Origin of the sequence: Sulfuricurvum sp. (assembly GCF_028688295.1) — a bacterium.
Taxonomy (GTDB): Bacteria; Campylobacterota; Campylobacteria; order Campylobacterales; family Sulfurimonadaceae; genus Sulfuricurvum.
Genome location: NZ_JAQTYM010000045.1, coordinates 1 through 11,595, shown reverse-complemented (window position 1 = coordinate 11,595; position 11,595 = coordinate 1). Strand labels below are relative to the sequence as shown.

Here is an 11,595-nt window from a genome sequence, read left to right as displayed (position 1 = left end):
TGAACAGTTCAAAAATTCGTTCAACGTTGGATGCGTATGATGCTGAGGCATTCAGTAATCGTAAACAAAAAGCGACACGTCGTAAAAAATTTGATGAGAAAAATTCACGTTTTGCCGCATCTGCATTGGTCGCTGAAGACAACGTCATTAATCAAAAATTGATTCGACGTACCCTTGAAGATCTTGGATTAGAGATCACTTTGGCCAATAATGGTCTTGAAGCATTTGAAAAACGTAAAAACGGTAATTTTGATATTATTTTTATGGACATTCAAATGCCGGTACTTGATGGTATCGAAGCAACTCAAGAGATATTGGATTTTGAAGAAGATTATTCCCAAAACCATATTCCAATCATTGCCCTAACAGCAAATGCGCTCAAAGGTGACCGTGAGCGCTTTATGGCTGCAGGAATGGATGAATACACAACGAAGCCGTTGGTACGCTCTGAAATCATCTCTTTGCTTAACAACTTCCTCTCTCACAAAATCATTGAGATCAAGGCAGTTCCAAAAACCGTTCACGATATTTCTACAGACCCTGAGTCTACACCAGTAGTAAGTAATGAACTACCGATAGAAGAAAACGTTGATTTTATTGACGAAACCAGTGAAATTGAAACTCCAAGTGAAATCGTACTTAGCAGTGAAGCGGCTGAGGTTTTTGTTGAAGTTGCAGCCGAAGAGGTAACTGAAAAAGTCGTTGAAGAGATTCATCATGATGAAGTCCCAGAAATAACTGATCTTGCGCAGCCTGCTGAAATTGCGCCAGAACTCCCGGAAGTTCACCGATCACATTATGATGCCGATATTTTGATTGCAAAACAAAATACTTTAGAAATGAAACTCTTCTCTCGTATTCTCAGTGACTTGGGATATACCTATAAAAGCGTTAACGATACAGAAGCGCTGCACCAAGAACTCAAAGAGGGACGTTATAAACTTGCTCTTTTCGATAAATCTTTACACGGTTTAAATCTCAAGGATCTGTATGATATAATCCGAACAAACGATAATGAGACCTCCTTAGTAATGCTCGTTGATCCAAATGTTAAAGAAGATGAAGATGATTCTCTGTATGTCCATGAGATCATCAAAAATATTGTAAACAAAGACCTATTGCGTCTTGTTTTCGAAAAATTTATTTAAAGATCGGGGAAACTCCAAATGGGTGAGAAAAAGCTAAAAGTACTTGCTGTTGATGACGATATGATCAACCTCAAGTTGCTCAAAACCATGTTAATGAAGACCCCAAATGTCTCTCAAGTAATCGAAGCAAAAAATGGGGCAGACGCTATCGGTGTTCTTAAATCCCAAGATGATATCGACATCATTCTCCTTGACATCATTATGCCGGTTATGGGTGGTATAGAGATGCTAAAAGTAATCCGTGCCGACGAATCACTTCGTCAGCTCCCCGTAATCGTCCTCACTACCGATGAGACTAAAAAAGGGGAAGCACTAGAGTGTGGAGCCAATGGGTTTTTAATGAAACCTGTCCGTGAAAAAGACGTACTTGCCAAAATCGCCCAGCTAGCACTTTAATTCTTCCGTAACTTAGATTCCGAATCGAATTCGGAATGCACTTTATTCGACTCATTTGTCATCCTGAACTCGATTCAGGATCTAACTTTTGAGTTATTCATATTTTATCTTCTTACAGTTTTTGCCATGTCCGCTTATGTACACGTATAGCTTCTGTCGAGAGATTAGCACCTGTATTTGTTGATACAATCGTATCAATCAACATCATTGACTGGTTACCAGTGCCTACTGCTAATGTATTACATTGATTATTAACTGGTTCTGCACCTTCAAAAGAATATTGTATCGTGACATTAATATCATAAGTAGCTACACCTGAACTGTCTTGCACACTTATATTCAAATTATTCAAACAATTCGTACCTGTTGTATCAAATCCTTGAGCCCTCATGACTGCGAATTCCGTGGCACTCGTCGCTAATAATTCAGCCTGAGAATGCAAATATTTCACACCTACTGCATTTGATCCAGCTGTGACATTAGAGAGTAAAAGAACACCACCTAGAGCAACCAGTACGACCACAAATATAGCCAAGATCATTGCAAAACCACGACGTTTAATAGTGGACATGTACTTTCCTTTCACGACAGATAGCATCTTGGGCTAAATCGTTAGTAGTTAGATTGCCATCTAAACCTCGCATACACACTTTTAATCGCCAAACACTCCCTCGTTCACTATAAGAGTTTGTATTGTTAAAATCAGCATAAAAACTGGCTACATTATCTCCCAGTCTATTTTGGTTTCCTGTAGTATAATTCTCACCTTTCCAAGGTCTAAAATTCGAAAACATTACAAATTCCCCAGTATCCAACACACGAAATGCATAACCGGTTCGGAGTAAATACTTTCTACGCGCTTCAATATTGGTTGTAGTCCCAGCATTATTCAATAATGGAAGAGTATTTCCAGTTAATGAGCCATTGATTGTATAGTAAGCATTTCCATTTGATGAATAAAAATCATCGCACGTATCGGCAATACTTTGATGATTATAGATAGCTGAGTTTTCTAAGTTTGAAGCTGGGTAAAGTGCTTGTATAGTTGTATCCGCTAAACTCAGGTTAGCATCATCAAAAGTAATTGTATTTCCATCGAATGGTGGTGTATTTTTTGCTATTTCACTCCAACCTGGCTGCGGTATCGTACGTAAACTGTCTGTATCAACACCTACAAATACAACCGTATAATCATGTGCAATATTTTCTGCTTCTTCCTCAGGATCACCTTCACAATTGCCTACAAGTGCATTATCTGCAGCATCTTCGTCCATATTAACGATAGAAAGATCAACAGCATTTTCGAAATATTTTGACAAAAGGTCTAGGATGTGATCTGCTTCCGCCACTCTTTGAGTATAGACCTGTGTCCGATATATCCCCTCATAATATTGACGAACCGCTTCAAGAGCGAACCCTCCGACAATTCCCATAATCACAATAACAAAGAGCAACTCAATCAACGTGAACCCATCTCTGATTCTCTTCATCAATTGCCCCCAATATTTGATTTATAAAAGGTAAGAGTGCTATCGATTCCCAATGTATTATTCCAAAATCGTACTACTACCCGTTTTAGATGAGTACGTTCACTCTCTGTATCTCCCATAGATCCACTATTATTGGCATCTATTGTCCCTGAAGAGCCAAGTCTCCATGTTGCTGTTGCAGTGTTACCTGCCATACCCGTTAAACCTGATGGAACATAACGTACATTATACGTAGCATTGATACTAAGAGTTTCTCCAGTAGATGTAATAATACTTAAAGTCTCAGTCCCTCCGTTGAGTTTTTCAATCCCTTTGGAAACATTCCCATCTGCTTGATTAGCTCCATTCCCCAAACTAGCCGGAATCTCAGTGGGGACTTGAGTCAAATTGCACTCAATATTAGAATCAGGATTGAGTCGGAATCCAAGCCCTACTGCACTGGGTCTCGAACAATTTAAATCACTTTCAGATGAAAGTGAAGAGATATATGTTGCCGTAGATTGATTTAAATCAATAACATATTCTCCTCCCCAACGTGCTTGAAATTTGTCGATCATTTGTGCACTCAAACGTGCCATGATATCATCGTCTAAAATAATTCGTTTACTCGCTTCTCCCGAAATGCTCATCATCGTTGGGATTGTTATCACACTAATAGCAATAATAACAATTGCAAAAATAACTTCGATCATCGCCATCGCATGACGCATACTATCCCTTTTCATCAGCGCGTTGCAGGAGCGTATTCACTAGTTGTGCTCCAACCTGTTGAAGTAGTACTTTTATTCGCTTTATGATCTTCAGATTCGGTTTTTGCACTTCCCGTATTACCGATAATACGTCCAAAAGAAATATTAAAACATGGGTGAGTCAAACAATCTAGGTTACTCACACTGTTAGGATCAGCATAAGGGAGGGCATTAATTCCGCCACTCCACAACCACCCTTCAGTATCGATATGAGCTTTATACCCTTGGCGAACCGTAATCGCATTAAAATGATACGTACTATTACCCCCTACCAATGTGCCATTAACGTCATAACTTGCTGGGTACGTAGGATCAATAACTGTTATTCTTGCATCTCCATAATTTGCTATTGAATGTTGCGTATTGATATACCAGTCCGTATCAAACGAATCAGCAGAAAAAACTGTACCGAGTAAAGTCGGAGTATTATAAACCTCATATTGCGCAAGGGCGTCAAATGCACTACCAACTGTTGCCCGAACATTGCGCGCAATTACACGTCCATAGACATGCGTCACATTAAAATCCATCAAATCACTTCCAAATGCCGTATTAGGTGTCGTATTAAATGCTGCACTCATATTACAATCACTCGCTACTAGACAGGATACATTTAAATCACCGTAATAGACGACTTGAGGTTCTTGTACCGTTGTTGCATTACGATCAAAATTGAGTCGAATTGTCGGTACCGTCGTACCGTTGTCATCTTTTATAAAATAGGTATCCTCGATCGTTTGTATTGCATTATTCTGTGCACTAAATTTTAATGAATCAAATACCTGCGTCCCGTTTGTTTCAGCAACACTCATTCGACCGATAAATGGTAGAGAAATATTGGCGTCATGACTAATAGAGAGGTTAAGATCAGTAGCATAACATTCTTTGACAAAGTTACTTAACGTCTCACCACCATATCCTGCCGCTTTGATCGGTCCATAAGAGTGTACCGCCATAGGCATGTCATTATCTACACCCAAATTCGAGTTGTAAACATACCCGCTATCCCCAGATCCAAGTGACAATGGTATTTTTCCTACACCGTAAGCAATATTGCTCAAATCAAATTGAGCCGGTTTCAGCCGTAAAAGATGATCTTTATAAGTGTACCCACCGCCTGTATGTTCACTACTTGTAATACAACCTACTTTTCCATCGCTGTCTGTAGTTGTGGAAGTACTAGTACTATCACAATCTAACCCAGCTTGAAATCCTGTAGTATGATGAGACATGGGAGATACTCCTGTTATAGCATCTATCTCTGTGTCCCAATCCACTGCCGTCCATCCAGGATCAATAATATTAAGTCGATATTCTCCAACTTGTGTTTGGTTTTGCTCACTGTTGAGCATTTGCCCATTACCTACATAAAAACTGAGATTTTTCCCTACTGTATCATTACATCCGGTTGTAATATGGCCCACTTCAGGTTCCCAAATCATGGTAGCATTATAATCAGTGTTGGCGCCATTAAAATATCGTGTATACCCTGGAACTTTTGCCAAATCGTTATCATTTCCCGTAGCGTTCATATCATAACGGTAATTATATCCGGCTGCAATATTTATACGATCCGTTGCCGAAGCGAACATAGGCGCATACTGGAATAACGTCGAAAGATCTATTTTTGTAGCATCTTTTACCGGATCTGTTTGTATTAATGTCTGATTAACATCATAGATACGTAAATCATAAGATTCAGGACGAACGGCAAAGTTATCACGCGAACAGAGAGGCTTTGCGTAATTACGTCTTATACATTCGAAGCAATCCGTACTTAATGGATTACTACAATTCGGCGCGGGCTCTCCAGAAGCACATAGTGTGTGGGTATCACTTTTATACAAACCGGATATGCTTTGCAAATTTAATTTATAATCAGGATCTGATACACCTGCTGTCCAGTTTTGAATCAACAAATCATTTTTATCATTAAAATACCAAATACGAAAAGAAGCATTTTTAACTGCAAAATTATAATAGGGAATAAGTTGTGTTGGCACTGGATCGGTCATATCACCACTCGCACCAGCCGTAATCGTCAACGGAACATAAACAGCCTGTGAAACATTCGAATCGGGGTTTGCACACGATGCATTTGTATCATGGAATGCATCATTATCGATCATCTCAACTAATACGGTTGTATTGATATCAGCCGTAGGTCTAATAGTATAAGTACCGTCTGTATATTTTCCATACGCAGCCACATCGACTGCAAATGGTTTTCGTGAAACTTGTGTATACAAGTTATTAGTTGGAAGTGTTTCTCCATTGCTTGCATAAGTGCCAGCATTACGATCAATTACATTGAACGTTCCCCATGCAGGAGTATAACCGACTGATGGTGGGCACATATCCATCTCTATACCTAGCTTATAATTATATTCAATGTCTGCATCTACCCCATCCGGGCGTATCGTATAATCGACCGATAATCCCAACGATTCATTCAAATCTTTGAGTCCGCTAAAGTTTGGTTTTAATGCAAATTTAGCGTATGTAAAATTTTCACTCCCAAAATTACCTGCTCCATTAATGGAATATCCTGTAGCATCTTTACCTAAACCAATGCGGACATTAGAACCGTTTACACATCCAATTGGAGTCGTAGCAGTATCATCATATCCACACCCGGTTCCGCTATCATCTCGTGGGATTAAAACAGAACCATTTACATTTGATGAAGCAATCGAATTATTCACGTAACTAAACAATGTGCTATTGACATCGGAAGTATGAAATGAGACATTAGAGGCATCGATATCCGCTTCGATATTTCGGATATAGACCGATACTTCTATCTCGGAATCATTAACTGTTCCTGCTAGTAATGGAAGTTGTGAACCATTATTATCTGCTTTCAAATAATGGCCATCTTGTTTATAGGAGTAATCGTAGCAAAGTTTTGGAGCATAAAGCTCTGTTGCGAAGGTGATCATACTAGGAGTAATATAATCTTGATTAGAAGACCATTGGATATACATCTCATGCATATCCGGATTAGCATCTCGATAGGTTGTCATAAGATTCGAAACATCATAATTATCGATGTCAACCCCGTCATTATTGATTTGCAAATTATTACTATGACCGGTTACGTTATCACGCAAAATACCATCAAATTTGGCATCGAAAATATTTTGATTCGTTGTAGCACCTGGCATGTATTGATACGTTATCCCATCATTACTGATCTTTACCCAGTCAAACACATCCGTCTGGCCTGGTCGATATCCATATAAATACTCACCTTCTCCCGAAAATAGGGAAAGGGTTGCGTTCACCAAATCGGTTGTTGGAAGCTTGAAATCAGTAATTTTGAATGCATCGCTTGGCTGATCAACGATATCAAATCCACTATACACTGAAATATTACGTGTTTTCCCAAGATTGTTTTCTGCGTAAATCACCACGAGTGACCATCCGCCAAAAATCCCAGGATTATCTTCACGCCCTTCATTGGTGGTTAGGTTAGCTACTGTAAAGGTATGCTTTCCACTGGCGGTGATACTCGATTGCACGATTGATGTAACATCGGAATAAGCGGCATAAGTGACCCCACCACCGCTGCTGTATTCATAAAATGTATTAGCTGTTGTTGAGTTGTAACTCCCATTATTAATCTTAAGTTTGATCGAATTGGCACCTGCTGCAACTAAATCAATAGTGCCATACGATACCCCCTCTCCTGTTTCGATTAAATCATAAGAACTCCCATTTTCTTTACCGTAACGCAATGGATGATCGGTATCATTACTGATTCGCCCTTGCCAAAACAACCCGGCCCAAAGTATCCCTCTATCAGGGGTATTATCAAATGTAGCAGGGACATTCACGTACGAGGAGGTTGAGTTCCATGTTGAACTATCACCATCGATATCGATATATTTACTCACACGAATATTACTGGTCAGGAGCTCCGCCCCCGTGTCAAGACAATTTCCGCCGTATCCTTCATAAGAAGTTCCGGTTTGTTTGTCGGTCAAACACATCATCGTATTACCGGCAATACCATAATTACCACGAACATTATGGGTGCTTTGAGGATTGATTTTATCAAATGAGTGTAATCCACCAAACGTAGTCGCTATTTCGATTGTAAAATTCACAACATTCGAGTCACCATCCTCATCCGTTGCGTAAACACTAAAACTCGTCGGGCTTGCTAAACTCGATGCCGTACCGCTGATATTTCCGGTTGTTGAATTAAACGTTAATCCTGTAGGTAAGGTTCCCGTCAGTGTATAAGATAAGATTGGATCACCATTTGTCAACGTGACGTATGTGGATAGGTCAACATCTACTGGAAGCGCGATGCCATAAACTTGATTAGGAATAGTTCCCATAATCGGAGGTCCATCACCCATCCCACTGATCGAAAAGTTATAAGGATTTTCATTCGCATCATTGTTGCTAAATGAAAGAGTAGCAGTTCTCGTCCCTAAAGCGCTTGGGTCAAAATGGACGGTAAAGGTTGTCGTCCCTCCTGCTGCGACAGATGTAGCAGGTTGTGCCGTCACACTAAAATCACTGCTATGGGTTCCGCTAATCGTGACAGTCCCAACGCTAAGAGCTTCTGAGCCGGTATTTTCAATCGTATAGGTTTTATCCACACTTCCACTGCTCACCATAGCAGTACCGATACTCGCATCAGTTCCACCATCTGCAACACCAACAACATTGATTTCAGAAAGTGAATTACGGGTAAACGTAAAATTCATTGAGTAATCTCTACCACCACCATTATCGTTGTAATAAGCAACAATATACCGTGTTCCTGCAGTCACATTTGTGGTTAAACTCTTATTATTGCTATCTTGTACATCACTTGTGACATTGGTTAGACTATTACAGTTTGCACCTGAATATATGTACAAATCATTATCGTTATCTGTCATACTGGAATCAACATCAAAACGTCCATCAGCCGCTGGTATAAAATAATAATAATACATACTATTGGCACTAATAGTACCACTATCAGAATCGGTTACACTGCTTGATGCACCGTGCAAATTGCTAATGACTTGACCTGGACATGTTAATATCGGATCAAGACCTGTCCCTTGAATAGAAAAATTGTAAGGGTTTTCATCAGAATCATTATTGACAAAAGAGAGTGTTCCATTTCGAGTACCTATAGCTGTAGGTGAAAAACGTATAGTAAAGGTTGTGGATCCACCTGCTGCCACCGTAGCCGCAGGTGCAGTTTGTAATGCGAAATCTCCAGTTAAAGTAAATGCCCCTATAGTTAAATTCATTGTACCTGTATTTTGGATCGTAAAGGTTCGATCTAAGTCCTGTCCCACAGCAATAGAGCCAAGAATTGTATAATCTGATGTACTTGGGGTAGTATCTCCATCAGTTATTGAATTTCCATTACCTTGGACATTGATTTCTGGAGAAGGAAAAGAAAATGTACCACTGAGATCATATTGTGTATTGTCTGAAGAACTTGTCCCAGCAATATGAAGTACATAGTTACCTGCGGAAAGGGCTTGACTAAACGATATAGTACTAACATCATTTCTAGTTGTTGTGCTTCCATTCCATATTGATGTATTACAATTTGAATCGCTGTAAATATTAACTACTAAATTGTCCCAATTACCATTGTCATCATCCTTTACATTAATGCCAAGAATTCCATCTGTACCAATTGTTATGGGATAATAGTCCTGGTCATCACTTTGAACATTTAAATTATTCTGGCTATATGTTGAAGTAGAAGTATTCCAACTACCTGTGTTTGTACCTGAGCATACTCCCCACCCCGAAACAGTAAATACCATCACCATTCCAAAAACCGCTATCCATCGTAAAAAAAGTTTATTTAAATTCATCTCATCCTCCTTGGGATTTTTAAGGCACACATAATCAGGGCTCAGTAGCAAACATCACTTGAGCTGATTTACCTAATCTATTACTATCGACCATTGCCCCTCTTTTCTAAAACATTTATAGAGGAGACGCCATACTTTGATTGTAGTGCTATGTAGATTAATTCATCATTAAAATGTGTTAATAATTATTGCAAGTGCTCAATTTCATACCAATAGAAATACTTGACGTTTGTTTTTTGTGTGTTATAATCAAATTTCTTTCCCAATTTATTACAAGGTGGATACTATGAATATTTCTCTCGTCGGACGCCACATCGAGCTCAGCGATGCTATAAAAGATCATCTGATGCACTCTATCGATACACTATCCAAATACCATCTCGACCTAATCAGCGTCAATGCTGTTGCTAGCTCAAATGAGCGTAAAAAAGGGGTAACGATCGAATTTACGATCAATGTTGCCGGAAAAAATACTATTGTTATTACTCAACGTGACGATGATCTCTATGCCGCTATCGATATCGCTATCGATCGTGCCCAAAAAGCGCTTCGCCGTCTTCATGATCGTATTTCTGATCATAAAAATGAAGGGTTAAATGAAGCTAAATTAGCGGCTGCAAGCACTGTGAATTTACATGAAGCAGAAGAGGCAATGGAAGATGAGATCGTCCCTGCCGAACCGGTACTCTTTAAACCTCAAGAGGTTGCTGAAGTTTTAGAGAGACTCAAAGAGAGTAGCAAAATTTTTGATGTTTTTTATGATAATGATGGGAAAATGCGAGTCCTGTATAAACGTACCGATGGACGGTTTGGGCTATATTAAAATATAGCCGTTCGCCCTGAGCCCACGTGCCCTTTGGGTATGTCGAAGGGTATTCATGGTTCGACAAGCTCACCACGAACGGAGTGGTTATTTATCTAACCACTTCTTCACTTCTCTTACAATCTCTTCATCTTCACCGATATCCGCCCACCGAAACTTTTTACCGCTTTGGATACTCCCTTCTAACAAATCACCGCTTGAGCGGAACTTCAGATCGAGTGCCGCTATCTCAAAACCACTTGTACAGGTGCTAAACGATTCCAGACGCTCATTTTTACCGCTTTTATTGGTATAGAGATAACAATATCCCTGCAACCCCGTACGGCTCACCCGACCGCGTAACTGATGAAGAGTTGAGAGGCCCAACCGCTCCGCACCGACAATCACAACGGTAGAGAGTCTCGGGAGGGAGATCCCCACTTCGACAACGGTAGTGGCGAGGAGAATATTCCCCTTTTCTCGAAATGTCATCAAAACCGCCTCTTTCTCTTTGTCTTTTCCGTGGGTAACGTAGACATTCTCGAAGTTTTTTTCCCAATACCCCCGCGCTTCCTCGATGCTTTGGTAATCGATACTCTCGCTTTGCTCCACCAGCGGATAGACAATAAGAACTTGATGGTTTTGTGAAATCTCAAAGCGGATACGATCTAAAAGGCGCGGAAAATCACTTTTACCGATGATGCGAGTTGTGATTTTTTTGGTAAAGGGGGTTTGAACGATCAAACTCACATCGATGTGTGCAGAATCGATCATCGCCTGTGTTCGCGGTATCGGAGTGGCGGAAAATTGGAGATAATGCGGTGAGGTATCGTTCTCCGTAAGTTTCGTCAAGGAATGGCGTTGAGCAGTACCGAAACGGTGCTGTTCATCTACCATTACTAAACCCGCTTCAGGAAGGCTCCGATGAAGGAGTGCGTGGGTTCCAATGATAAAATCGTACTCCTCTAATGACCCTTTTTTGGTCGCATTGGTGACCAATGCTATTCGTAAATTTGGGAGAAATTTTTGCGCCTCTTCATATAGCTGAGCCGCAAGTATCGTTGTCGGTGCCATCAAGATAGAGCGATGCGGCTGCATCAAAACGACCGAAGCTAAAATAACCATCGTCTTCCCCGATCCGACATCCCCCACTATCATCCGTCG

At 40.1% G+C, this 11,595-nt stretch carries 8 protein-coding genes; 3 read left to right on the top strand and 5 right to left on the bottom strand.

From position 1 onward, the window contains the following. Together PHR02_RS09445 and PHR02_RS09440 are read left to right on the top strand one after the other, a co-directional pair. Positions 1-1,148: response regulator (locus PHR02_RS09445; protein ID WP_299991476.1), on the top strand; the 1,148-nt coding region annotated here is incomplete at its 5' end. Between the two features lie 18 nt (positions 1,149-1,166). After that, positions 1,167-1,544, top strand: coding sequence for a response regulator (locus PHR02_RS09440; protein WP_299991473.1), 378 nt, complete (start codon positions 1,167-1,169; stop codon positions 1,542-1,544). Between the two features lie 112 nt (positions 1,545-1,656). Here the strand turns inward: PHR02_RS09440 and PHR02_RS09435 are convergent, their stop codons facing one another. The 4 genes from PHR02_RS09435 to PHR02_RS09420 are packed head-to-tail and all read right to left on the bottom strand — an operon-like array spanning position 1,657 to position 9,629. Beyond that, positions 1,657-2,115: a hypothetical protein gene (locus tag PHR02_RS09435; protein WP_299991470.1), complete on the bottom strand. Its 459-nt coding sequence runs from the start codon at positions 2,113-2,115 to the stop codon at positions 1,657-1,659. Continuing rightward, entirely contained in the window at positions 2,102-3,034 is a 933-nt protein-coding gene (locus PHR02_RS09430; RefSeq protein WP_299991467.1) for a type II secretion system protein, read from the bottom strand. The genes PHR02_RS09435 and PHR02_RS09430 overlap by 14 nt, the downstream gene beginning before the upstream one ends. Next, on the bottom strand, positions 3,034-3,744 hold the full coding sequence (locus PHR02_RS09425) for a hypothetical protein (protein ID WP_299991464.1): 711 nt from the start codon (positions 3,742-3,744) through the stop codon (positions 3,034-3,036). Before PHR02_RS09425 ends, PHR02_RS09430 begins: the two co-directional genes overlap by 1 nt. A 14-nt stretch (positions 3,745-3,758) precedes the next feature. Further along, the gene (locus PHR02_RS09420; protein WP_299991462.1) at positions 3,759-9,629 is read right to left on the bottom strand and encodes a choice-of-anchor D domain-containing protein; all 5,871 of its coding nucleotides are present in this window, start codon (positions 9,627-9,629) and stop codon (positions 3,759-3,761) included. A 286-nt stretch (positions 9,630-9,915) separates the two neighbouring features. On the opposite strand from PHR02_RS09420, the gene raiA reads away from it, so the two are divergent. Continuing rightward, complete coding sequence (gene raiA / locus PHR02_RS09415; protein WP_299991459.1) at positions 9,916-10,452, top strand: ribosome-associated translation inhibitor RaiA; 537 nt, start codon at positions 9,916-9,918, stop codon at positions 10,450-10,452. A gap of 87 nt (positions 10,453-10,539) precedes the next feature. Here raiA and recG read toward each other — a convergent pair. Beyond that, positions 10,540-11,595: ATP-dependent DNA helicase RecG (gene recG, locus PHR02_RS09410; RefSeq protein WP_299991456.1), on the bottom strand; the 1,056-nt coding region annotated here is incomplete at its 5' end.

Bases quoted from the DNA above. Each gene is read 5' to 3' on its own strand.
- PHR02_RS09440 (WP_299991473.1), top strand. From the start codon at position 1,167: ATGGGTGAGAAAAAGCTAAAAGTACTTGCTGTTGATGACGATATGATC.
- PHR02_RS09435 (WP_299991470.1), bottom strand. From the start codon at position 2,115: ATGTCCACTATTAAACGTCGTGGTTTTGCAATGATCTTGGCTATATTT.
- PHR02_RS09430 (WP_299991467.1), bottom strand. From the start codon at position 3,034: ATGAAGAGAATCAGAGATGGGTTCACGTTGATTGAGTTGCTCTTTGTT.
- PHR02_RS09425 (WP_299991464.1), bottom strand. From the start codon at position 3,744: ATGCGTCATGCGATGGCGATGATCGAAGTTATTTTTGCAATTGTTATT.
- PHR02_RS09420 (WP_299991462.1), bottom strand. From the start codon at position 9,629: ATGAATTTAAATAAACTTTTTTTACGATGGATAGCGGTTTTTGGAATG.
- raiA (WP_299991459.1), top strand. From the start codon at position 9,916: ATGAATATTTCTCTCGTCGGACGCCACATCGAGCTCAGCGATGCTATA.